Raw genomic sequence first — 25,460 nt, 5'->3', positions numbered from 1 at the left:
CCCAAAGTCGAAACTCACCGTTTTCAAAATCTTGCCTGTGAATAATATTACTTAATTGTATACCTTGCCACTCAGTACGTACTTTGGCAACTGTATCTGTTGCAGAAAGTTGATGTAATTCTTGTCCAGCAGTAAATATAGGTAAGCTTTGTTCGGTTTGATTTAAACGTTTAAAGTTACAGGGCAAATAGTAAAATAAGTTCTTAACGTCAATTTCTACCTGGTAGCCACCTTTACTCAGTATTTCTTTAGATTCTTCTGGGTTAAATCTGAGTCGTTGCAGCTTTTCTGCGTAACAAGCTCCCGCAGAAGTTGCAAGCTTAGTAAATTCTAAATCAAAAGTAATCCTTTCTGGATTCCAGATAAAATAATCTGACTTGCTAAATTCTTGGTATATTTCTCGCTGGACAAGATTAAGGTTACAAGTTTTGCCAGATAAAATTAGCCAGTCAACTTTTCCTGTAGGGATATTATTTTGTGTTCCTAGTCTACTTTCAATTAATCCTTTAGCAATACCAATAGCTTCTTTAACTGCTACAATTGCCGCGCGTTCAAATTGGGTGCTATCTAAGGTAACGTATAAGTTATTAGGATTTTGCACTTGTAGTTTAATGCCACTTACAGCTAGCAGTGAGGAAATTTGCGGTTCATCTAGAGTAAAGGTCAAAACCGAACCGTTAGTTAATGGCTTTTGTCCTAATTTGAGTTTAGCTCTTTCTGCATGTTCCCAAAGCAGATAAAAACTTTGTAAGCGTTGAGGAGCTTGTAACCAACCAGTAGGTATGATTTTATCTGCAGTATCAAGAGCATCCTTATACGCAGGACTGCTTTCAGGGTTTTCTTTGTCTAAACATTTTAACAAAGACCCACTTTTGAATTGACCTTGTTCAAGAAAGCGTTCATCTAAGGTATTAAGTACATCCTCTAATTGTTCGCTAACTAAATTGCCTGCTACTAGTTCCGTCAATAAACGGTCAGCAAGTGCAACTTTGAGAAGTCGGAACACCCGCAATGTAATATACTCACCACCTAATTGTAAATGACCGGAAGACCCTAAAAGTTTCGGGGTAAGTTTATAGTAACGTCCTCCCAGACCTCGTTCTTCTTTATTATCAGATATTGGGGTTTTATCTTCTAAGGTAAGTTCAATCAAAGCTAGGTCTGTTGTACCACCACCAATATCTAATATTAGGACGTTTTGCGACCATTTATTACCGTCACGACGACAACGTGTTTTAAATGACTCAATACCAATAGAAAGATTACCACCAAATTCTCGCCATAAAAAGAATATTGCCACAGAAACAGCTTCGTCGTAGGCAATTTGTACATCGTCAATACCTAATTGTTCCACCAGCTCTTTAACTTGCTTGCGGACAATAGGCGGCGCCACGGTAGGATAAGTGACAACTGCGGTACGAAATTCGCCGTCAGAAAATTTACGTCTTTCTCGGTTACGGTCTTTTTCTGTCAAATCTTTTAAATGTGCCCAAGCTACTTGCATCATTTGCTGGGCAGTTATAGTTTGCTCTGTTCCATTTAAAATCACCCGAAAATTACGCTCTTGTCCAAAGTAACGCTTGGGTGAGTGGTGAAACCTGCTGATAACTTCTGCTCCGGAGCTAGCTGTTCCTTGAGCAATGGCTTTGTTTCTATTTTGTTTTGCCTCTTCTCCCATAATTACTTTTGCAGGAGACAAACCAACAATTTCTAATTCGCTGGAAATTTCTGTCGCGCGTCTATCAAAGTCGAGAATAACCGGGATAAGATTTTGTGACTCTAAAGTCGGTACGCGGAACACTTCATGGTATATTTCATAAAGTTTTTTGCTGACAGCACGGCGAAACTTTTCACTAATACCTAAACAAAGTTCGATTTGCTTAATAGCTTCTAAAAATCGCTCGCTTTTGCTACTGCTAATTACAGAACTTAATTGGCTTGGCTCAACCTCTAAGTTTTTACTAATTTCAGTAATAAATTTTTGCCACTCCAATACATTGACATCTGGCAAAGCAACAGTAGCTTCTAAACTCAGCCATTCTGACAAACGTTTGCGTAACCGAAGTTCTTGTTCTTGAGGTAGAATATCTGAAATAGGAACCTCGCGCGGGTCGAAAAGTGTAACGGTAGAGTTAGAGGTGCCAAAATCAATAGCTAACCATCCAGGGAATCTTTGGTCATTACCATTATCTTGGTCAGACATAGCAGTTACAGTTGTGGTTTGCGGTTGCTGTTCACTTGTAAACCATAAATAACAAGAAGCAGCTATATATTTACGTGCAGATTTTAAAGCGTTTCCTTCTGCATCTGAATCAAAATACTCAACTACTACTTTTAAAGTGCAACTCACTGGTTGTGTTAAAGGTTTATCGAGTATACAAAGGTTTTGTTTTAATTGTCCCAAAGCAGAAAGTTTAGTTGGTGTCTCAGTCACAAAATCTTTATAGGCGCCTTGAATTTGTGACGCTAATTCTTGGGGTGTTCCTGTGACAGTACAGGTAATACGGCTAAGGTGAGGTATATTATCAACAGGATTAAGCTGAATGATAGGGAGAACTAAGTTAAGATTATCGTCCTCACTGATATGCAATTGGAACTGAGGTGAAAGTACAATTTCAAGAGCCATTTTAATTATCCTTTTATAAGAGGTAGGGTGCGTGACGCTACAACAATCCTTAAACGAAGCAATCATCTGGTGGCGTCACGCACTTTATGAAGCAATTTCGGAAAGAATTTTTAACCAGTTAGGAATAGCAGCTTCCTGTGGAGACTCCTTATCAGCGAGATACCTCAGCAGCGCTTCTTTTTTTGAAATATTTTGCAAAGTCGGGATAATTTCATCCAAAACACCAGCTAACTCTTTATTAACTCGCTGATTAACTTCGCTAACATATTGAACAAGGTGTAAACTGGCGCCTGCTGTAATTTCGTCTCGTAATCTTAACACCAGCATTTGCTGATTAGCTGGGGTACTTTTGATTTGATTGGATTTGAGTGACCAGTAAAAAATTGTACCAGTATTATGTTTGTCGTCTGGACTTGCGAGGGGGAATATTGTTTTAGCTACAAGACGTTGGTCTATGCTATCAATATCTGAAATAATAGCTTCGAGCCATAAATTAGGATCGCATCCAATAGTGAGTTTATAAAATAATTCTGCTGCTTCGGCGCCAAACTTTGCTTCGATATCTTGTTCTAACTCGTCTTTTTGCTCTAAACTTAAAATTCCTTGAAGTTGTGTACGTTGTGGAGCTATTTCATAAGATAATTGATTTAACAGGTCTATAACTGCCTGACGAATACGCTCTCCTGCAAAGCTTTCTAATTCCTGAATAGTTTTTTCAAATATCGGATAAAACTCCTCGCTTTTACTGGGTATAGAACTAGTAGCTTTGTTTCCACGTTCAAATAATTTACCTGCTACACCTTTAGATTCTGTAACTGTAATTATACCCTTATTGGCTTTATTAAACAGTAAAGTCCATTCGTTCCAATTGAGTACTTTAAAAATTAGCTCTTCTTTAACTGCTTCTGCAACAGATATACCCGCGCGGTTTTTGAGCGGTTCTTTGCCCAAATTTCTTTGGAAGTCTCTATATATTTTGTCTAGAGTTTGAATTGTTGAGCGCAGATCATTTAAAGCTTGACTTTCTTTTACAGGTATCCCTTGTTCTTCAATTTTGGCTAGTTCCGCTTTAAGTTCCTGCTGTTGTTTACATAAAGCTTCGTAAGCTCTAGTAGTATCTTCGTATGATTGTCTTTGACCGTGAGTAGAAGCGTGAGTTTGAATTAATTCTCGCAGTCTACCAACACCACTATCCGTTGCAAAGTAACCAAGCTGTTTGCCAAGGGTGCTGCGTGGGTCGGAAGTTTGTAAATTTTGGCTCAATTTTCCCCATTTATCACGCATCCGTTTGGATAAATCTAAAAATCCCGGATAATCTAAATTAGCCAGAAAATCTGGAGAAGCTACTGTTACGTTACTCGAACGCTTCGCTAGGTCTGCTATACCCATTAATTGATCTAAAAAGATAATTCGCTCTTTTTGGGTTGTAAATGCAGAAGCTTGATCAATTGTTGTTCTAAGAACGTTTAATTTTTGCAATACATCTGTTTCTAATAAAGATTGTGAGTTATCAATTAGTTTATCAAGTTCTCTTTCACCTCCCTCACTTTCTAAAGGTAGTTGATTAAATCTACCAATTCCGACTAATATTAAGTCTTTGAGGTCTTGTCCCGGACGTTCCTGCTGCATCATCGTGAAGATTTCGTTCGCGCGGTCGCTTCCGGTAGATTTACCATTTAGCAGTAACAAAACTGTCTGTACATCTTTCAATTCCTTTAAAGACAAATATCTATCGCGCACTCCTGAGTTAGCGGCGCCTAAACCAGGAAAATCGAGTAAGATAAATTGACTAAGACCTCTATCAGTGGAAATATCCCAAATATCTTGAGAAATTTTGACTTGAATATCAACTCGCTTAATTAGAGGGAAAGTGTTTTGCATCAAACGTGCGGGAAGCGTCTGAGGTGCATTGGGTAAGGATATGGGAGCTTTTGGTAGTTCCTGAAAGCTAAAATTTTGGATTGCCATTGGCATTTCAGGTAACTTTAATCCTTCGCGTGCGGTGTCGGCGCCTATCAAATAGCTACGACTACACATTGCTTTACCATAAGCTATATAGGCTTGGATAAATATTACTAATTCCCGTAATAAGTAACGCAACTCTAAATTTTTACTGCTGTTCCATGACTCCTCGCACCAATGTAAAATACTATCTGAATTTAGTGCTGGAGGCGCCTTTGTAATTCCTACTGCCTTCGCGCGTCGAGAAGCTTCGGTTAACATAAATTGCAAACACTCGTTGACTTCATCGTCAGTAAGGTAATTTACTGTATAGTCATCAACTTGTGTTGTTTTAAAGCCGGGTTGGGGAATTAGATGGATAGCGGTAACATTTCCTGTAGTTGGGTTTTCGCTGACTGGTAAAGAATCTGCATATCCAATCAAACAACCTAATAGTAAAGTTTTACCACTGCTGAACTCTCCCATTACACCAATTTTGACAGGTGATGTGGCAAGCTCAACTGTTTTCTGGGCAGCTTTGCGAAGTTTAGTAATACACCCATCTAGACTACCAGGAACCCAGTCCCCTTGCATATGAAGGTTTGGGGGTACTAACTCTAGCTGTTTGAGTAAAAACTCACCTTTATCTTTATAATCTCTCAGCTTATCCAGTTCCATAGAGTTATTCCCCATTTCACAAGAATTATTTATTTGGACAGTTATCTATTAGATATATAATCAATGACTACTATAGATGTTTCGGAAAATACTATGATTTTCCGCAAGTCACTAGCAACAATTATTACTTATAATTTTTTTTAACGCTACTTGTAGGTTGGGTGGAGGCTGGCAACGGATGTAACGGATGTAACGGATGGTTGATTCGTTATAAAGGCGCTTTTAAAGTAAAAAGTGATTATAAAATAGACTTATGTCATGAGTCGGGCACGTAAACATAAACTAAGTTTTCCCTTTATGGTAGCATCTAATAGATATTGACGCTTGTAAAAGTAAATTTCTAAGCCGTTTTTAGTATAATGCTAGCTTTTTTGTAAGTAGCATATCACCTCTACAAGTTTAACTCGATAACTTGAACTAGAGCAAAAATTTATGTTTTACTTGCATCACTTATAAGCGTAAGTAAACAGGTTTATATTTAAAATATGAAAATGATAACCATTTAATAAAATTGGCTATTGTTGGTAATGCTCTTAAAATTATGAATAGATGCTTATGAAACTGATTCGTCTTTTTGGGCTGCTGCTTATGCGGAAAGACCTATTTGGGAACTTCCAAAGTTTATAGGCTTTTCTGGCTTGTTCCTTTATATCCTTTGGTAGGCAAGAATAAGCAAACCAGAAATCAGAAGTTGTTAAGGATTTCATCAATCTCTCGCACGCTGTTCACTGCAATATCTTCTTCTGCTTTCGCAATTAGTTTATCTAGCTTACCTGATGCCAAGTCGGTTTCTATTTGCTCATCCCAAATTTGTTCTAAATAGTCTTCTAACCAAGTCACTAGTTGACGAATATCATCTTGTGGTAGTTGTTTTATAGCAGCTTCGATTTCTGGCAAAGTACCCATATAATCTTTAATGCCTTAATACTTTTCTAATTTTACAATGTGATAGAACAATCAGATAGCCTTGAACATAGCTAAAAGTGTAAATATTTCATATTACATAGAATCACAATCACATTTGTGTAAAATTTACCTGTTGCAATATAGTAATGCGATATATGTTTATTACAAGTAAGAAATTACAACTTGTTGCGGTGAAGATGGCATAGGATGAAGTTCGCTACGGGTGAAACCAGCGTTGTGAAACATACTTTGGTATTGAGCGAAGGTGTAAGCGTCACCACTAGGAGTTGTTGCTAACATTGTTAAACTGAAAACGGCAGCTTCAGGTGGGGTAATGCGGTCTTCGTTGGGAATAAATTCAAAGGTGACGACTTTACCGTTAGAAGCAAGTGCAGTTTTTATTTTTTTCAGTAGATTTTCGCATGTTGCTACATCAAAATGATGCAGGAAGTTAGGGAGTAATACAATATTGAAATCTGTACCAAAGTCTACATCAAATGCACTACCTGCAATTGTATGAAAGCGTTCTCCTACGTTTAATTTATTGGCATTTTCTTTCGCTACTTCTAATACAGGCGCCCAATCTACAGCGAAAATATTAGCATTGGGGTTACGTTGTGCAAATGCAATGCCAAATAAACCATGACTTGCAGAAATATCTAACACTTTTATTGGTGCAAGTGAATCACCGTTAACTAACTGAGCTATTGCTTTTGCTGGCATTGCGGCTGATGTTGACATCCCGCGCGCGAAATTTACCCATACGGGATATTCTGCTTCTAGAGTTCCTTGAGAAGATGTTACTGTACCACCTTTTTGAACAGCTTTTGTTAGGTTGCTAAAACTCTCGGTAATCATTGGTGACAGTAAAAATTCTACTGTTCCTCCGATATAAGCTGGACTTTGTTTGTCCAAAAATGTTGCTGAATCAGATGTTAATTTGTAACTTTCTTCTTGTTTTGTTAAAAATCCAAGAATTGTCAGGTAGTCGCACAATATTCGTATACCTCGTTCGCTAGCTTGACATTTTTGTGCTAGCGTTGGCGCCGTTTCTATTCCTGAACCAATGGCTGTAAATACTTCTAATTCTACCGCAGCTTTGATTGCTGCGGTACGTTGATATGCGTTGACTGTGGTTAAAAATAATGTTGGTGAAGGTGAGGAGTGCTGAGACATAGTTCTTTGATTAGAGTTTTATTCCTTTCATCAAATATATCTGGAACGGGCAAGGATGCCCATTCCACAAGAGCATTCCACAAAAATTAGTGAAAATTATTTATTCAATTGTATGAGGAAGTGCTAGACAACTTCGATATGTGGTTGAACACTTGGTGAAAATCTTCCGCGCGGAAGTTTCATTAATATGTGCTTACCAGATTTGAATGCTTGTGCGATATACTCACAAGCTTCTACTGGTTTAGCATGTTCACCACATGTAAACACATCTGCCGCCAAATATCCATTCTCAGGCCAAGTATGAATCGAAATATGAGACTCGGCTAAAAGCGCTAGTGCAGTCACTCCTTGAGGATGGAACTGGTGTGCTATTTTATCGAGTAAAGTTGAGCGTGCAGTTTTTGCTGCTTCCTCTAAAGTATTTCTGATGAACTCAATATCATTGAGCAAGTCTGGTGGGCAGCCATATAGTTCTAACATGCAGTGTACTCCAACGGGCACTTCTGGATCCTGCGGAGTAAAATTTGTAAAATCGGCGAGTGCTGCCTGAGATTCTAAACTGCTTATTGTTTCCGCATTTGGGAGTGTACTACTACCTAACTCGTTGGTGAAGTTGGTATCAAGACCGTTAACTTTCAATTCGTTCACGGTACAGCCGCCAATTTCATAACGCGAATCTTCCATTTCGATGTTCCTACAAACATAAAATTACTAAAGGGTCAACTGTTGTGATGGCGCCAATTGCTTCACGGGTTTTATGGTGGCTTTTATTAGCACTGTCACAAGTTAACAATCATAGCAGCTAATTATCACTTTCGCTATCGAAAAAACCACAGCCATAAAGGTAGGGTTATCAGTAATATCATGGAACCAACCGCTAACGCAGTCACAGCAAGCTCTCTATCAAGGTTAAAAGCTTCAGCAAGTACTAAAGTGGCAAACGCTGGAGGCATTGCCATCTGTAAAACTAAGACTTGAGCAGTTTTTCCTGTGAAACCAAAACTCAACAAGCTTATACCCAATATCATGGGAACTATTATCATTTTGATGACAAGGCTGATACTTGCCAATTTCAAACTACCCCAAGAGGTAAGTTTGCTCAGTCGCATCCCTATTAGTATTAAAGAAGCTGCAATTGAACTCCAAGCGACAAAATCTAAGCACGATATAACTAATATTGGTAATGTAATTTGACGTATAAGCAAACCTGCTCCAAAACTCCATAAAGCAGGGTTGATTAAAATTGCCTTTGTGACATTCCAGTAGTTGCTAACGCTTCCTCCATATTGTGCTGCTAATGCTACTCCCAAACCATAGGCGCCTATAGTAGTACCAAGCAAATCATAGAATAGCGCCCAAGCAAAGTATTGCGTACCAACTAGCGACAATATAACTGGATAGCCAAGGTAGCCCGTATTACCAACCATTGAAGCTAGAAGCAAACTACCTTGAGTAGCCTTTTGGAGTGAAGACTTTTTGAGACGAATAACCAACCAACAAAGAAAGGCGCCGAAGAAAATAGCGGTAAATGCAATTCCAGGTGCAATCCAAATTTGTCCTGATAAATCAGTTTTACGCAGGAAAGCTACAATACTTGTCGGCACACCAACCCAAAACAGCAGTTTGCCCAGACCCATAGGAACGGTTGCGGGAAGTGTGCGTCCTAGTACAAAACCGAAAAAGGCTAAACCGATTAACTTCGCGTATAGTTCAACTAGACTTGACATATATATAGACTTGAATAAGTTCGCCGTAGTAAGCACTTCAGTGCTTGAATGAGAAGCACGGGCATTGCTTAATACGAACATTCACGAACTTTAAATGTATATGTCAAATTCAGTATATTGCATTCTATTTTTTCCAGACTACAATCGGTTATGGTTATTGAACAAAATGCAGGAGTTGACCCTTGAGTAATGCTGGGTTTTCTGGAAAGCCACAAAAACCCTCACCTGATTCTGGTGAAGATATTCCCGCAGCGTTACGCGACGCTTCTGATGTGGCGCAAAGTAAGGGTAGACTACCACTGTTAATTCTTGGTGGAATTGGTGGATTTATATTGCTGGCTGTTATTAGTGGGTTTCTATTTTTTATTACCCAGCCGAAAAAATCTGCACAAGCACCTTTAAGAGCACCAACTGCTACAAACCAACCTGTGAATTCTGGTGATGCTCAAGCTCAAGCGAATGGTTCGTTGTTGGGACATTTACCGTATTCTGAAGCACCACAGTCCGAACTTATACCTATTTCCAATGATGGACGCTTCAGAATGCGAAAAGCTGCTGCACAGCAATTTTTAGCGATGCAACAAGCCGCGCGTAGTAATGGTGTCAATTTAACTGTTATTTCCGCGTTTCGTTCGGTTAAAGAACAAGAACAGCTATTTTTTGGTGTTGGCGCCCAACGTAACCAAACTCCAGCAGAACGCGCGGCACTGTCGGCACCTCCTAATTATAGTGAACATCACACAGGTTACGCGCTTGATATTGGTGACGGGAATGTCCCCGCTACAAATTTAAGCGTTAACTTTGAAAAAACAAAGGCTTATGAATGGTTATCACAAAATGCCGCTAAGTTTCGCTTTGAATTATCTTTTCCTAAAGATAATATTCAAGGTGTGAGTTATGAACCTTGGCACTGGCGTTTTGTTGGTGATACTCAAAGTTTGGAAACCTTTTATAAGGCAAAAAATTTGAAGCCTGTGCAGGCGCCTCAAAAGTAACCTTGGCAACGGATTTAACGGATGTAACGGATAAAGCTTTCGTTACATCCGTAATTTTATATACGTAGCATAGTATTTTATATACGTAGGATAGGCGTCTCGCCTGTGCAGTGGTAATTAATTTTGTTTACCACAGAGATGCAAAGTACACAGAGAATTAAGATAACGAACCACAAAGGTCACAAAGGACACAAAGAAAGAAAATGCAAGAGAGTTTTTCGGCACCTGTCTTGTGTACTTTGTGGTGTGCTACGAGCTATTAAAATGCTATGTATAGCTGAGTTGCTGGGAATAATAAAAGCAGCAGCTAGTGGTTAAGATAGATTTTCATGGATTTAATACCGGAACAACAAGCTTGTAATCAAAATACTACACCAGAACAATTACGCGCGCTTGCAGCACAAAGTACACTGCTAGCAAGGTTAGTATGTACTAATCCCAATGCAGAACCTGATTTATTACGGGAGTTAGCAAATAGGTCTGATTATAAAATACTCTTAGCAGTCGCAAGTAACCCAAATACCCCTATTGATGTGTTGTGGGAAGTCGGAGTGGAATTTCCAGAGGAAGTTTTAAGTAACCCGGTATTTCCATTGTTACTTTTGGAAAATCCTAATTTAGTAGAAGAAATTCCAAATAAGACTCTAGAAAGCTTTTTCAAAGTAGATTTAGTGCCAGATTCGTTTATAAATTGGGTAGCAGATAACAAAAAGCAAAATAATTTGCTGCTTGCGATTACGATGAATCCAAATACATCTCAAGATATTTTAGGACAGCTTATCATTAATCAAGAAGATATAATAGTTCAATCTGAAGATTCATATAAACATGTTATTGATGCAGCCAAATCACATATTAATTGGTCAGGTGAAATAGACGCTAATTGGGGAAATGCAGCTTTCACTATGATAAAAAATACTATTTTTTTATGTAATGAAAGAGATGTTGCAGCATATAAATTAGGGTTAGTACCAGAGTCGCTAATCATCAAATCTGGTCGTCATGTATTTTATAATTTAGCTAGCGAATGGACAACTCCTATACATGTTTTAGAACAAATAGCAGAATATATATTTTTGCAAACATTCAAGACTGGTCTTTCTAATTCTATTTTAATTGCACTTGCTACTAACCCAAATACTCCTTTAATTGTGTTAGAGAAACTTTTAGGAGAGTATGATATAAGCCTTGGTAAAGCAATTTTACGTGAAAAGGTTATTTATAATCCTAGTATCTCACTAACTATTTTACAGGAGTTTCACTCTTCGCATATAGCAATTAAAAGTCTTAACACCTCACCAGAAACACTACGAAAATTAGCTAAGAGTAAATGGATACATGTTAGTAGAGGTGTTGCTTATCATCCAAACACACCAGTAGACGTGTTAAATGAACTAGCTGAAGAACCTGATGAGATACTTCATATTTCTTTAGCACTTAATCATAATACTACTGCTGAAATACTTAATAAAATTATATTGAATCGGACTGAAAAATGTCATAAGTATTTATCTTTTATGGAAGCGGTGATATGCAACATTAATGCAGATGAAAAAACATTTAAATTAATCTTGCAAGAGAATGAAAGTTATCATTTAATTAAACTAATTGCTTATCACCCCAACGTTACAGTAAATATTCTCGAAGAATTGGCGAATATTCAATCTGACGCAGTTTTAACAGCAGTAGCAACTAATATTAAAACACCAACAGCACTTTTAATGAAGCTTGCAAGAATAGATAATAATAGTATTCACATGGCTGTAGCTGGAAATCCAAGTACTCCAAAAGAAATCTTATTAGAACTAGAAGCATATAAAAGTAAGATATTTTCTAAAAAAGCAATCAAAAATCATAAAAAACAACTTATAGAAGCAGTTAATCCTCAAATTAGGGCAGAAAAAATTGCAACAGAAATTGGTTTAGGCTTTGTCTTCAAAGAAGATAATCTTAAAGTTTTGATAAAATTAGCACAGCATACGGATGATGCAATTAAGCAAGAAGCAATCACGGATTTATATCAAGTTATTCTTGTTAATCCAGATGTTTCTACGCTATTGTTAGAACAAGCTGCAAAAATTTCAAACCCTGCGTTAGAAGCTGCTATTATTCGTCATCCAAATACATCTATAGAAATATTAAATAGATTTGCAAAGCATCGTCAAGCTAATATCCGCCTACTAATTACTAAAAATGCTAAAATTACTATCAACCTTTTAAAGATTTTTCTTGAAGATAAAAATAAACTTGTTAGAGAATCAGCTTTAGCTGTTTATCAGCTAAATCTTTCAGAGAAAGATACTAATTTAGATGGGCAACTACAAATTGTGCAAAACATCAATACAGTATCGGAGACTCTTGATGAAATCGCTACCAGTAAATGGTTAATTATTAGAGAACGTCTAGCACTTCACCCAAATACTACCGTAAATACTTTGATAAAACTAGCTGAAGATAAAGCAAGGCATGTACAGCTTGCTGTTGCACAAAATCCTAATACTCCCGATGAAATTCTCGAAAAACTTGCTTATAGACATAAATGGAATACTGATGTTCACACGGAAGCTATTAAAAATTTGATTTTAAGAGCTTCTAAGCGAGCAAGTCAATTTATTGGTAGATATATAAAAGATTCTTCATTTAGTTTGAGTCGCTTATTCGCGTTGCTACATCCACTGGCGCCAACTCACTTACTCATAAAAAATTACCGTTCCAGCTACTGGTTAGAAAGATACGCAATAGCTCAAAATCCAAATGCCCCCAACTACATACGTCAACATCTCACTCAAGACGCAAATCATATAGTTCGCGCTGCTGCCAAAGCAAACAACGGACACAACGAATAAATCATCCGTTACATCCGTTACATCCGTTGCCAAAACTACCTACAACTTTACATCATTCAAACTACTACGGGGATTATAGGAACGAATCGCGCGTAACTTTTCGTATAACTCACGTTCTTGCTGACTCAAATCTTTAGGTGCCGCAATTATTATCTTTATAAGTAAATCACCGCGTCCACCTTTTCCTTGTACCCAACCTTTACCGCGTAACCGTAGCGACTGCCCAGAACGTATTCCTGCGGGTACATTTACCTTCGCTTTTGTACCGTCAGGTGTTGGTACATCAATAGGTGCTCCTAACACTGCCTCATCAGGTGCTATTGGCACTTCACACACTAAGTTATCTCCATCAAGCTGGAAAAACGAGTGTGGCTGAAGCTGTACTTTCAAATATAAATCACCACGCTGTTTATTATACGGGTTTGTTGGTCCCTTCCCACGCACACGTAATCTACTGCCTGTTTTGGCGCCTGCGGGAATACGAACGTTAATAACATCATTACCAACTTGGAGTCTTTTCTCAACTCCTTGATATGCTTCCCCCAAAGTAAGCGAAATCATTGCTTCGCTATCTTGGGTCGCACCACCCGTACCCACTCCATAATCTTGCTGATAACCAAACCCATCAAAACCAGTTGGTCCCCCAGTCGAAGTTCGGTACGAATAACTTTGAGAACTACGGGCGCCTTGACCACCGCCAAAACGACCTAATAATTCGTTGATAAAATCCTCAAAGCTACCATATTGACCGAAGTCGAAGCCATTCATATCCACCCCAACACCACCAGCACCATTGGGGAAACCCTGTCCTGCTTGCTTCCAGTACTGACCAAATTGGTCATACTTCTTGCGCTTATCAGGGTCAGATAAAACTTCGTAAGCTTCGTTAACTTCTTTAAACTTCGCCTCAGCTTGCTTATTCCCCTGATTTACATCAGGGTGATATTTACGCGCGAGTTTACGGAAAGCTTGTTTAATTTCTTCTTGACTGGCAGTTTTGTTAACTCCCAAGAGTGAATAATAATCTTTAAAATCGGTTGCAGCCATTCAGCAGCCTCCTGTAGAAATTACTGTTATAGTTTTTAGATTTATACCTTCGTCCCCAAAAACTTATAATCAGAAATTAAGGACTTCAGCTTAAATATGCTTACAGATATATGGCTTAGAGTATTACCCTAATTTTTAAGTTAACAAATATTTAACATAATTAAGTGCGGTTCTCGCTCATGTCAAAGGGCAATTTCCGAACTAAAAGAGTGCTGAGTAGAAAGTGCTGAGTGCTGAGTAGGTTAGCAGTTAGAATTAAGAAGTTAAAACTCAGCACTCATCACTCAGCACTCAGCACTCAGCACTCAGCACTAAATGACTGTTCCATCAGGAATGACCGCGCCTTTAAGCACTACTACAATACCACTTCTGATGTAAAATCCTTGGGCTTCGCGGTTGGCTTCTTGAACGTTATCTTTATTGATAATCCGCACATCGTGACCAATACGCGCGTTTTTATCGACGATGGCACGGCGAATTATTGTATCCGCTCCAATACCTACGGGAATATTTCCTTGTCCTTGAATACCCTTTCTTTCTACAGACGTTTGGTAAAAGTCGGCACCCATTAATAACGAGTCTTCAATTATACATCCAGAGTCAACGCGCGCACGCACCCCAAGTACAGAATGCTCAATACGGCAATTCTTAAGGATACATCCTTCCCCAATTATTGTTTGGGTAATTTGACAATCTAATAATTTACTCGGAGGTAAGTAACGAGCGCGGGTATAAATAGGAGCTTGTTCGTCGTAGAAACTAAAAGGAGGTAATGGCTGTTGTGTCAGTGCTAGGTTCGCATGATAAAAAGAATCAATCGTTCCAATGTCTTCCCAGTAACCATTAAACAAGTACGCCTGAACGTTATGGTCTTTGGATGCATCTGGAATAATCTCTTTACCAAAATCTGTTCGCTCTAATGACTCTTTGAGCAACTTCATCAAAACATCTTTCTTAAACACGTAAATCCCCATTGAGGCAATATACGGTTGAAGCTTTGCTTGTTGCTCAGATAATCCTAGAACGCTTGTATCTACCTGCATCTGTTTAAGTGCATCACCTTTGGGTTTCTCACTAAAGTCAATAACCCTACCTGAGTCATCTATTTTCATTAACCCAAAGTCTGACGCGCGTCGTTCGTCCATTGGTATTACCGATAAAGTTATATCGGCGCCTGTTTGACGATGACGCTCAACGAATAATCTATAATCCATCCGGTAAAGATGGTCACCCGATAATATCAAGAATTCTGAAACATCCCATTCCTCTAATAACCAGAGGTATTGACGCACCGCATCTGCTGTCCCTTGGAACCAACTAGGGTTTTCAGGTGTTTGCTGCGCTGCTAACACCTCAACAAACCCTTCACTAAAACCCGCAAAACTATATGCGCGCGCGATGTGACGGTTTAAGGAAGCTGAATTAAACTGTGTCAGGACGTATATCTTATATATTTCCGAATTTATGCAGTTACTTACGGGAATATCTATCAAGCGATATTTACCTGCTACTGGTACAGCTGGTTTTGCACGTAGCTTTGTTAATGGGTAGAGGCGAGTGCCTGCACCGCCGCCGAGAATTATTGCTAATACCTTTTTCACTCTGATTTCTCCCGACTGCCGTTCAATCTCCTCCTTCAGTTTAGGATGCTCTGTTACTACTGATAAGGGGTTTAGAAAAATCTGTTGAGTTTATTTTTACTGCAATTATGGTAATAAATTTTACAGCTTTTCTTGCGTAACCGTAAAGTGTTGTATAAAATTATGTTAATAATAGTAAATTCAAATACTAAATAACAACCACATGCGGCGCTATGAAAACAGTATTTACAGCAAATTAGTAACGTTTCAGGCTACGAAAGCTTTTGACTTCAAAAGCAATCTACGTATTTTACCTAAGTCATACAAATAACTTTATCACTTGTATGACTTAAGTGATTTTACTTAAATTCGGTCTATAATAAAATGCTCAAAGCAATAGTTGAAAGTTTTAATTTTTGTTAGTTATCAGTCGTGTTTAGTTGCGACTTTTCATAAAACTAAGTTTTTGGGAAAGTTTAATCACAGTTACCCAAGGTTGCAGTGATAACTCAGATACTGTATTTGCGGAAATCGTGGCAGTAAAAAGTTCTCGACTATCAGTTACATCCCTAACTCCCAATCTTTCTAACAATGCAACTGCACTATAGTCCAAAGGCTGATTTACGTGAATAAACACCACCAAGTTAGATTCTTGTGAATCTTCTACTTCGTTAATTGCCATTGCTAAAGCTGCATCAAGCTTTTTGTAGTTCATATGCTTATATTGATAACTAGTCTATAACTAAGGTATCAAGTTTATTTAGCGTGCGTAACTACCTAAAGTATAAAGTAAGTGAGGCATAGCCTCACCTACGATTAGAATTTTACAGGTTTTCTGTATTGACCAATCCGAAGCCCCATTTTGGATCGAACGTACTTTGTGGTTTTTCTGGAATATAGCTGTTGCTCCGTAGCATTTCTTTTACTTTATCAGGTGCCAAGCTTGGGTCACGTTGTAACATCAAAGCTACTACACCTGTGACAAATGGACATGCCATACTTGTACCTGCCATCATCACAAACTTCGAGTTGATCATCATCGAACGGTCGAAACCTGCTGCTGATGACATTGTTGAAGCTATCATAGCCCCCGGCGCCGCAACATCGGGTTTTTGAGCATTGTTACGCAGTGGCCCTTCGCTGCTAAAGTCGGAGATATCATCAAGCTTTAATCCAACTTCACGCTCTTTACCATCAATATCGTTGTACTTATTCAGAATTGTATAAGCTGCAACAGTAACTGCACTAGCAGCAGCACCTGGAGAGCCAATTTTCATACAATCTTGTACACTTTGACCAGTGAAGAATACTGACCCGGAGTTGTCAATAGTCCAAACATCAAGACGAGTTTCGTTCGATGTTTCATTCCGCAAGCGTAACTGCCAAATTCCACCTGGTACTTGTGATTGTTCCAAACCGCGAATTTGTACGAAGAAATTATAGTCTCCGTTCGCTGCATCTGGCCCAGGTGTCACTATTTTCACGCGCGCATCAGATAAATTATATTCCTGTGCTGGGTTGCCATCAGTAACAATTTTTTGCCAGGGTGTGACTAAACCGCTAGGACTACGTAACTGTACTTCCAATTCTGCGCTTTTGCAATACCATCCGTTCAACCAAACGATACCAGCTTGACCTTGTGGTACACTGAACCGCATCGTATGCATTGAGTTACCTACTATTACTCCTTGACCGTGAATGTTGTCATTACCTTCGTTTCCTGCTGCACAACAAACAATACGTCCAGGTCCTGTTTCAGCGTCAATGATTTTTGATAATGAGTCAGTACCATCGTGTGCGTCAGCGTGTCCACCCAAACTAAGATTTACTACCGCTGGTTTACCTAACTCGCGCGCAACTCGGAAAATATAGCGAATGCCATCAGCGATGTGAGCATCTTGCAAATCACTTCTAACTATTATTAATTCTGCTTCAGGCGCCACACCACCATAAGTTTCATCTACACCTGCTGCAATACCAGCAACGTGAGTCCCATGTCCTTCGGTATCTTCAGAAACGGTTAGTAGTCCTCCTGTAAACTCTGCACCATAACTACCTTCTGTAACACCAGGCCCAGAGCTTGTTTGATCCCATATACGTAAAATTCGTCCCGCAAAAGCCGGGTGTTTGGCATCAATACCACTATCTACAATACCAATAACTACACCTTTACCTGTCAACCCTGTTTTGTTTTTGAACTCAGGAAGCTTGACTTTACCAGGCGCCACATTCATTAATAACTTCATCTTTCGCGATGGTTTAATGCGCTGAACTGCCTCTTCTTCCGATAATGCATCCAAACCATCAATAGGTAAATACGCTGTTCTAACTGCACCTGTATTTTGGTTGAACCGAACTCCATATGGTTCAAGGTGACTCAAGTCCGCATTTTCATCACAATAAACGAACACTACGCTTTTGGTTGGCTTAACATTACTTTTTGCTAAAACGATGCCAAGTGAACGCTTATGAGGTATTAATGCCTGCTCACCTTCGCTTTGATAATCTTCATATGCTAATAAAAGTCCAGCAGAAAGCTTTTCGTGTCTCATTATTTATCCTCTATATTTATTTAATGTCTCTGTAGTTATTGTGTTCTAGTAGCTATAAATGTGCTTCCCTGTATCGTGTATGTAGCAGTATTGTTTTAGACAATGCAGACCTTTATAGCTCTCTAAATTTCAAATCGAAAAGGGGGTCTAACCCCTAGCCATTATCGATACATTAATGTTTTCTAGTTTTCAGTATAAAGAAATACTTAAGTATATACATTTACAGAGATTTGCAACAGGTTTATTAAATCAGTGATAAATTCTTCTTTAACAAATCCTGTTAAAGCTATACATCAACATACAAAGCAATTTCGGAAAAGCTTTAAATTATGTGTTCAAATAAAAAACCCAACTTCTTCTACGAAGTCGGGTTTCTTGACTTTATTAAACAAATATGCTTATTTTATGTTTGCTTTAGCATCTTTTACTGCTGCAAGAAAGCTTAACACAGTCAAAGGGATGCTCAAAGCCAAGATGATAGATGTTGTTTGCATACCGAGGTCAGGTTGACCGGAGGTAATTTCAAAAACAGAACCAACAGCTGCAATTGCTGTGATGCACGAAACTGCTAAGAATATACCGCTTTTTGGAGTTAAATACACGATTTCTATCCGCCTTTAAGTTATAGGTTTAACTGCTTGCTGTGAGAAACCATTTTTAGATAGTTCTTGTGACAATGCAAGGGAATTTTCTACGCGGTCTACAAAAACCACACCGTTGAGGTGATCCATCTCATGTAGGATGCAGCGCGCGAGTAAACCATCAGCTTTAAGCATTTTTGGACGACCGTGTTCGTCTTTATAAGCAATTTCTACGCTTTCTGGACGTTTAACATCCAAATAAACGTTAGGAATGCTCAAACATCCTTCTTGAGCAACGTCACATTTTTGGCTAGTTTGTTTGATGGTAGGGTTAATTAATACCAAAGGTTGTTTTTCAGGTTTATCCGGATCTAAATCGATAACGATAACTTGCTTGTTGACTGCAACCTGCGGCGCCGCTAACCCGATGCCATCACTGCTATACATCGTTTGCAGCATTTCCCGAGCGAGTTGGCGAATTTCATCGTCAATTTTCGTAACTCGCTTGGCTGGTTGACGCAGCGCGCGGTCTCCCAGATAGTGCAACTTCAAAGGTGGATTTTTTAACTTTTTCTTCTCTACGGCTATATCAGATGGCATGGGAAATGTCACTCGCTCTACTGGCTAGTTTTATACGGTACTGTTATTTCAATCTTAACAATTCTAATGGTGATGGTGAGAGAAAAGAAGATAATGGAAGTTGGACGAGCGAGGATGCCCGTTCCACAAGAAAATAGAATTATATTTTGATTGCCCCCTTTACCCTTGGCCTTTGCAAAAGCTATAACAGGAGCGCTGGTATTGAGTGCAATAAGGCACATAGGGGAAACCGTGCTTAAAATATTTACAAAGTTAGATTATCTTCTTAAAGAAACGTTTTTAGGTTTAAAGCGAGGCGCCTGGATGAACTGGGCAGCGGTGAGTACTATTACGGTGCTGCTGTTTTTATTCGGTATGAGTCTCCAAACTTCTTGGCAGTTAGAAAAGCTCTTGAACCAGTTTGGTACTCAGTTGGAAGTCTCTGTTTATTTAGAGAGTAATGCTTCAGCTGCTATTGTGGCGCCTATTGTTATGCAAATGCCACAAGTTGTAGATGTAGAACAAATTACGAAAGACCAAGCTTGGAAAAAGTTAGTGCAAGAGTTGGGAATGTCTGATATAAAAGGTGCCACTCAGCAGCTTGGGACTAACCCGTTAGTTGATGAATTAAAAGTTAAAGCACAAAATTCTGATGTAGTACCTAAACTAGCAACACAGTTGGCAAAGTTGAAAGGTGTGGAAACTGTGCAGTACGTTGATGAAGCTGTCGTCCGTATAGCTCAACTGCATCGCGGTTTAAATTGGATGACGTTGGCTATTACAGTGATTTTAACTTTAACTGCTATTGCCGTAACTAGTATTACGATTCGCTTAATTGTGATGGCACGGCGCCGTGAAATTGAAATTATGCAGCTTGTTGGCGCCACTTCTACGTGGATATACTTGCCTTTTATTTTGCAAGGTATTGCATTCGGATTATTTGGTGGTGGAATAGCATGGGGTTTTATTAGTTTAACTTCTCGCTTTGTGAACCAACTACTTCGTAACCAACCTGAATTTATTAAATTTCTAACTACAGCGTTAAAATTATCCTTCGCACAAACATTACTTTTGCCATTAGTTCTTTTGGGGTTCGGTGCAACGGTAGGATTAATGGGAAGCTTCGTAGCTGTCCGTCGATTCGCAAAAGGATAGAGGTTGTGCTTAATCAATGGGAATCTTTTCTACAAAATCTTAATGTTTGGGTTGGTTCGTTTACGCAGTTCTCACCCCAAGGAGAACAAGTTGAAGACCGTCCAAGTCGTTTAAACATCGAAGGACTCAATAACAACCAGTCCGCACGCTTAACGTTACAACGCGAAGGATTACAAGATATAGTTTTAGAATTCAGTACGTTGTCGCGTGGTATTTTATTCTTTGAAAACGGCGCCTTTAGTCAAGGAACAATACAGTTTGCACCGTTTGCGGAATTTGGCGCCGAGTTTGGCTTAATCCATCAAAACCACCGTCTTCGTCTAGTACAGTTATTTAATAACAACGGTAATTTAAAATCACTTACTTTAATACGCGAACACAGCGAAGGAACTGATAAAGTCGAGCGTCCACCGCTCACCGTCGAGGCTTTACTGGGAGAATGGGAAGGTGAAACGACTACTATATATAGTGATTTACGTAACCCTGTTACTTCCACAACCAAGATGAAATTGCATCTCGAAGATGGACGCTTAGTACAAAATCTTAGTTTTGGAAATCACACTATTACCTCAACCGCTAAAATTAACGGTTCTGTACTTGAATTTGATGGCAACCCTAAAAACCCTATACATATATTGATGTTACCTGATGGCGCCTCGGCAACTTTTCCCGTCAAAGCACAACCACGACAACCTATATATATAGACACCGGATGGCTTATCGAACCAAACTGGCGCCAGCGTCTGATTCGTTCGTATGATGATAAAGGCGAATGGGTTAGCTTGACTTTGGTATCGGAAAGAAAAGTTAGGTAGTTAGGTAACTTTTAGTTATTTATTTAAAATTAACCACCATTCCTTTTGCTGCGAGTTCCACATTGGTTCATGTGTCTCACCTACAATATACGGACCCCAATAACGACGCGAACCGTCTTGAGCAAAAGCTACTACGACATCTCCTTTCGATAACTGCAATTTACCATCGGGGAGCGATAAAGCTAATCCTTTTTCGCTCCCTTCTTGGGGTGCAAAGTCCCAATGTGCTGGAACCGCTTCTTTTACCGTTTGTTTACTTTTTGATAGTAAAGCTAGACGCACGGGTTGTTGTGTCTGGTTGCTCAGACGTAACGTTCCAGAACCAATATTTTTGTTAGCTTTGACTGAACTATAGCTTAGTACTTGGGTTAAAGTCGTTTCATCTTGGTTTAACTCAGGAGTTGAAACTGATGATGTTGATACAACTTTGCTTGCTGCTGGCTCAAATGAAACGCTGAATTGGTAGCATCCCGCAAATAATCCCAACATACCCAAGCTACAAGCCGCTAGCAGGGTTTTACAATACTTTGACATCATATCAATATATATATAGGTACTAAATATTTAATTTGTTGACAACTCACTCTAGATGTGTAATGTACTCAAAACACATCCAAGTTTTTATGGGGATCAAGCAGAGACCACGATTTGAAAGAAAGATCGTGTTTTATTTGGGGCGCCTATCCAATGCAGTAATGTCGCCATACCGCAAGATAAAGCGACGTTGGCAAATTTCAACAGGCAAGACTATCACATTCCTTTTTCGAGCAAGTATATTATCTTACTTTGAAAGAAAATCAATAGGGGGGATAACCCCTTACATAATATAAAGAACTTAAGAGGATATTAAGACAGGCTAGAATAATCAAATGATCTAGCTTGCCAACTTTGATAGACTTATCGAGTGTAAAACTTACAGGAGTAACACAAGATTCCTACAATACTATTTATAACAAGTAACAACAAGTTAATCTAAGGTTTTAGCCTAACGGTTGAAACTTTATAATAATTTGATTTTGTCAAAATATCTATAGTACACATCAGTTATGCAAAATACACGCTTAAATAACTTAGTTAGTGCCACTGGACTACGGTTGGGGCAATGGTTATCTAACCCCTGGCGCCGTTGGTCAGTGCAAATAATGAGCTTTCTCTTAGGGTTTTTTCTAGGAACAGCGGTTTCAACGACCGCAGGACAGAAAGCAGAACTAGATATTTTTGTAGCGGCTATCGTTGTTTTTGTTGTTGAATTAGTCAACCGACAGTTTTATCGGCGCCGTACTAATGCTGATACATTTTGGATTTCGGTACTAAACACTTTGAAGATTGGTTTGACTTATAGTTTGTTTATTGAGGCATTTAAGTTAGGTTCTTAGTATTAATGAGCATCCACGAACAGTTAGCAGCACAAATAGCCGAACTTCGTCACCGTACTGGTCGTCCTATCGTCCAAGGTATTTTAGGTGGACAAGGAACAGGTAAAACAACTTTGGCGCTGAATATCATTTCAATTCTTCAAAAAATGGGGTTTCATACTGTCACCTTATCACTTGATGATTTGTATAAAACTTATACCGAACGTCTCGAACTACAACAGCAAGACCCCCGTTTAATTTGGCGCGGTCCACCAGGAACTCATGATATAAACTTAGGATTAAACGTTCTTGACGCAGTACGCGCTTCTTACCCAGCTCAAATTCCACGTTTTGATAAGTCAGCTTATAGCGGCGCCGGAGACCGAACAACTCCATCTGATATTTTTACAAATATAGATATATTACTATTTGAAGGTTGGTTTGTAGGCGCCCGTCCTATTGACCCAATATTATTTGATGCTCCAATACCACCAATAATTAACGCTGCAGATCGAGCATTCGCGCGTGATATAAATCAACAACTAGCAAATTATTTACCCTTATGGGAAAGATTAGATAGTTTAATCGTATTATATCCTCAAGACTACCGTTACTCAGTCCAATGGCGTAAACAAGCAGAACATGAAATGATAGCAAGTGGTAGACCGGGAATGACCGATATACAAATTGAAGAATTTGTCAGTTATTTTTGGCGCGCGTTACATCCTGAACTATTCATCAAACCGCTAATAACCTTACCCCAATATGTAGACTCAGTAATAGAAATAGACTCCAACCACAACTTTGTCAAACTCTACCACCCCTAATATTTCTTTTCTTTTTTTCGTAATAAACACTTCAGTGATTAAGTGCTTAAATCATCCAATCAGGTGATGTATATATAACTCAAGAGTAATACACTAAAAATATCTAGATTTCCCTAACCTCAAGGGGTTCAAGATATGAAAAAAATTATTCCGACCTTATTATCCCTAACAACGGCATCAGTACTTTTACTAAGCGCCCAACCAGCACAAGCGCACCGTTATCGCGACTATTATTACGGTAACTATTATCATAGAGCATATCCAACAAGATACTGCTACCCAGTGACACGCTGGTTTGTAAACCAAGACCCAGCATATCACCCGCGCGCATATTCTGACGGCTATCGCCAAGGACGTGAAAGCGCGAAAAATGGGAACTCATATAAAGAGCGTACCGCAGGTGGAGAATTCGCGCGCGGTTTTGAGGATGGTTATTATGGTAAAGAGTTCCAAGGTCAAAAGCACATTGTCGCAAATCTATACCAACCATTTACCTCTAGCGAGTGCGACTGGTATTAAGTAATGAGTGCTGAGTACTTGCTTCAAAATACTCAGCACTCAGCACTCAGCACTCAGCACTTTCTACTCATAAGATTGTATTTCTCTGATTAATTGGTAGAGAGGTTCCCAATTATCATCTTGCGCGATGGGTTCCCAAACTGATTCAATAACAGGGCGGAGTATAACAGTTTTAGGGTTTATCTTAAGAGTCTGAGCAACTTTCTCGATTTCGTCCGGCGCCAAATTAGTTAAAATTTTGTGATACAGTCCTGACCAATGTAAAAATAAGTCTGACGCTCCTAAAGATTGGGCAATTTCAGAACCGCTTAAAATCAAGCTAGCTTCATCACGCCATTTGTGTGAGAAAGTGCTACTAAGGTCACTAAAGAAATCATGATAGCTAATCGGATAATTATTTAGAAACCGTAATGTACTTTTTAGTAATTCTTCAGCTTCACCAGACTCTAAATGATTAAATCCTAATTTTTTTAACATTTGCGCGCGGTATTCAGCATGATAATAATTTTCAAACTCGGATAACGCTGCTTCCATATCACCCTTGGGAATTACTGCCGCAAGTGGTTTTTGTAACAATTCAAGATTTAACTTGCAAATACCAGGTTGGTTACTGTAACTGTAACGTCCGTAATAATCGAAATAAGCGGCAGTAAATTGAGGGTCAAATCTGGGAATAAATGCGTAGGGTCCATAGTCAAAACTTTCACCAGTAATTGACATGTTATCAGTGTTTAGAACTGCATGGCAAAAACCTGCTGCCATCCACTGTCCCACAAGTTTTGCGACTCTTTGAACTAGTTCGCTGTAAAATAATACATATTTATCTGAGTCTGACTGGGTAAGGTGGGGATAATATGTATCAATAACGTGGTTTAATAACTTTTGGATTAAATCGGGACGCTGAATAAAATTTAACCTTTCAAAGGTTCCAAAACGGATGTGTGATTTGCTAAAGCGCACCATTACTGAGGAACGAGTCGGTGACGGTTCATCACCACGCCATAAATCTAAACCCGTTTCAATCATACTCAAACAGCGTGATGTATTAACACCCATCCTGTGCAGCATTTCAGCTGCTAACACTTCCCGTACCCCTCCTTTGAGAGTTAACATTCCATCTCCGCCGCGCGAGTAAGGTGTTTTTCCTGAACCTTTTGTGCCAAAATCATAGAGTTGGCCATCTAACGCACGAACTTGAGCATACAAAAAACCTCTACCATCACCCAATTGTGGATTGTATTCACCAAATTGATAACCGTGATACCGCAGCGCTAGTAAGGGTTTGTGTACTTCAAACTTTCCAAAAGCTTCTATAAAATGCTCGTCACTCGCACTTGCTGCTTCAACCCCCAAGGGCGCCAACAAAGCATCATTACGCCATCTTAAAATATATTGGGGAAATTTTGCTGCCTCTACTTCGTCATAGTAGTCATCACCAAGTCTGAATAAGACAGGTTCGTACTTCAGCTTCGTGAAAGGGTTATCAGAGAACGTATTAGGGTCAGTATCAGGCAAAGTCATTACGAGTACGCCAATTATTGGTTCTCCTTTCATC

General features: G+C 39.0%; 20 protein-coding genes and 1 pseudogene. 7 read left to right on the top strand and 14 right to left on the bottom strand.

All coding sequences use genetic code 11. The features are described from left to right. The 6 genes from AC2JBO_RS15830 to AC2JBO_RS15805 form a co-directional block, all read right to left on the bottom strand. On the bottom strand, positions 1-2,626 hold a 2,626-nt coding region (locus AC2JBO_RS15830), incomplete at its 3' end, for a molecular chaperone (protein ID WP_496954606.1). An 84-nt stretch (positions 2,627-2,710) separates the two neighbouring features. Further along, entirely contained in the window at positions 2,711-5,245 is a 2,535-nt protein-coding gene (locus AC2JBO_RS15825; protein ID WP_496954605.1) for a proteasome protein, read from the bottom strand. Positions 5,246-5,929: 684 nt separating this feature from the next. After that, on the bottom strand, positions 5,930-6,151 hold the full coding sequence (locus AC2JBO_RS15820) for a hypothetical protein (RefSeq protein WP_496954604.1): 222 nt from the start codon (positions 6,149-6,151) through the stop codon (positions 5,930-5,932). A gap of 162 nt (positions 6,152-6,313) precedes the next feature. Beyond that, positions 6,314-7,327 (bottom strand): methyltransferase, encoded by a 1,014-nt coding sequence (locus AC2JBO_RS15815; protein WP_496954603.1) that lies wholly within the window; start codon positions 7,325-7,327, stop codon positions 6,314-6,316. A gap of 123 nt (positions 7,328-7,450) precedes the next feature. Beyond that, positions 7,451-7,828, bottom strand: a complete 378-nt coding sequence (gene speD / locus AC2JBO_RS15810) for an adenosylmethionine decarboxylase (protein ID WP_496954608.1) — start codon at positions 7,826-7,828, stop codon at positions 7,451-7,453. Between the two features lie 317 nt (positions 7,829-8,145). Further along, complete coding sequence (locus AC2JBO_RS15805; RefSeq protein WP_496954602.1) at positions 8,146-9,054, bottom strand: AEC family transporter; 909 nt, start codon at positions 9,052-9,054, stop codon at positions 8,146-8,148. A 182-nt stretch (positions 9,055-9,236) separates the two neighbouring features. On the opposite strand from AC2JBO_RS15805, the gene AC2JBO_RS15800 reads away from it, so the two are divergent. Together AC2JBO_RS15800 and AC2JBO_RS15795 are read left to right on the top strand one after the other, a co-directional pair. After that, positions 9,237-10,049 (top strand): M15 family metallopeptidase, encoded by an 813-nt coding sequence (locus tag AC2JBO_RS15800; protein WP_496954601.1) that lies wholly within the window; start codon positions 9,237-9,239, stop codon positions 10,047-10,049. A gap of 329 nt (positions 10,050-10,378) precedes the next feature. Then, positions 10,379-12,895 (top strand): variant leucine-rich repeat-containing protein, encoded by a 2,517-nt coding sequence (locus tag AC2JBO_RS15795; RefSeq protein ID WP_496954600.1) that lies wholly within the window; start codon positions 10,379-10,381, stop codon positions 12,893-12,895. 39 nt (positions 12,896-12,934) lie between these two features. Here the strand turns inward: AC2JBO_RS15795 and AC2JBO_RS15790 are convergent, their stop codons facing one another. The 6 genes from AC2JBO_RS15790 to def all read right to left on the bottom strand — a co-directional run bounded on the left by AC2JBO_RS15790 (position 12,935) and on the right by def (position 19,255). After that, positions 12,935-13,942: a DnaJ C-terminal domain-containing protein gene (locus AC2JBO_RS15790; protein WP_496954599.1), complete on the bottom strand. Its 1,008-nt coding sequence runs from the start codon at positions 13,940-13,942 to the stop codon at positions 12,935-12,937. Positions 13,943-14,253: 311 nt separating this feature from the next. Beyond that, positions 14,254-15,543 carry a glucose-1-phosphate adenylyltransferase gene (locus AC2JBO_RS15785; protein ID WP_496954598.1) on the bottom strand — a complete coding sequence of 430 codons (1,290 nt, stop codon included), beginning with the start codon at positions 15,541-15,543 and terminating at the stop codon, positions 14,254-14,256. A gap of 415 nt (positions 15,544-15,958) precedes the next feature. Then, on the bottom strand, positions 15,959-16,237 hold the full coding sequence (locus AC2JBO_RS15780; protein WP_496954597.1) for a hypothetical protein: 279 nt from the start codon (positions 16,235-16,237) through the stop codon (positions 15,959-15,961). A gap of 109 nt (positions 16,238-16,346) precedes the next feature. Then, the gene (locus AC2JBO_RS15775) at positions 16,347-18,074 is read right to left on the bottom strand and encodes a S8 family peptidase (protein WP_496954596.1); all 1,728 of its coding nucleotides are present in this window, start codon (positions 18,072-18,074) and stop codon (positions 16,347-16,349) included. 398 nt (positions 18,075-18,472) lie between these two features. Continuing rightward, the gene (locus tag AC2JBO_RS15770; RefSeq protein WP_496954595.1) at positions 18,473-18,676 is read right to left on the bottom strand and encodes a hypothetical protein; all 204 of its coding nucleotides are present in this window, start codon (positions 18,674-18,676) and stop codon (positions 18,473-18,475) included. 15 nt (positions 18,677-18,691) lie between these two features. Continuing rightward, positions 18,692-19,255, bottom strand: a complete 564-nt coding sequence (gene def / locus AC2JBO_RS15765) for a peptide deformylase (RefSeq protein ID WP_496954594.1) — start codon at positions 19,253-19,255, stop codon at positions 18,692-18,694. 231 nt (positions 19,256-19,486) lie between these two features. Between def and AC2JBO_RS15760 the strand changes: the two genes are divergently transcribed. Both AC2JBO_RS15760 and AC2JBO_RS15755 read left to right on the top strand, forming a co-directional pair. Beyond that, the gene (locus AC2JBO_RS15760; RefSeq protein ID WP_496954593.1) at positions 19,487-20,389 is read left to right on the top strand and encodes a cell division protein FtsX; all 903 of its coding nucleotides are present in this window, start codon (positions 19,487-19,489) and stop codon (positions 20,387-20,389) included. 5 nt (positions 20,390-20,394) lie between these two features. After that, positions 20,395-21,204: a DUF3598 family protein gene (locus AC2JBO_RS15755; RefSeq protein WP_496954592.1), complete on the top strand. Its 810-nt coding sequence runs from the start codon at positions 20,395-20,397 to the stop codon at positions 21,202-21,204. Between the two features lie 15 nt (positions 21,205-21,219). On the opposite strand, the gene AC2JBO_RS15750 is transcribed toward AC2JBO_RS15755, so the two are convergent. After that, on the bottom strand, positions 21,220-21,741 hold the full coding sequence (locus tag AC2JBO_RS15750; RefSeq protein ID WP_496954591.1) for a hypothetical protein: 522 nt from the start codon (positions 21,739-21,741) through the stop codon (positions 21,220-21,222). Positions 21,742-22,250: 509 nt separating this feature from the next. Between AC2JBO_RS15750 and AC2JBO_RS15745 the strand changes: the two genes are divergently transcribed. The 3 genes and pseudogenes from AC2JBO_RS15745 to AC2JBO_RS15735 all read left to right on the top strand — a co-directional run bounded on the left by AC2JBO_RS15745 (position 22,251) and on the right by AC2JBO_RS15735 (position 23,905). After that, complete coding sequence (locus tag AC2JBO_RS15745; protein ID WP_496954590.1) at positions 22,251-22,580, top strand: DUF565 domain-containing protein; 330 nt, start codon at positions 22,251-22,253, stop codon at positions 22,578-22,580. Then, a pseudogene (locus AC2JBO_RS15740) lies at positions 22,580-23,386 on the top strand (glycerate kinase); the annotation flags it as partial. The gene AC2JBO_RS15745 and the pseudogene AC2JBO_RS15740, both read left to right, overlap by 1 nt. Positions 23,387-23,521: 135 nt before the next feature. Then, entirely contained in the window at positions 23,522-23,905 is a 384-nt protein-coding gene (locus AC2JBO_RS15735; RefSeq protein ID WP_496954589.1) for a hypothetical protein, read from the top strand. Positions 23,906-23,968: 63 nt separating this feature from the next. Here AC2JBO_RS15735 and AC2JBO_RS15730 read toward each other — a convergent pair whose 3' ends face one another. Further along, the gene (locus AC2JBO_RS15730; RefSeq protein ID WP_496954607.1) at positions 23,969-25,426 is read right to left on the bottom strand and encodes a protein adenylyltransferase SelO; all 1,458 of its coding nucleotides are present in this window, start codon (positions 25,424-25,426) and stop codon (positions 23,969-23,971) included. Between the last annotated feature and the right edge of the window lie 34 nt (positions 25,427-25,460).

The sequence above is a fragment of the Calothrix sp. CBUCES-K 9914 genome (assembly GCF_059640475.1).
Note: the sequence above shows the minus strand (reverse complement) of the source record. Positions and strands in the feature narration are given on the sequence as shown.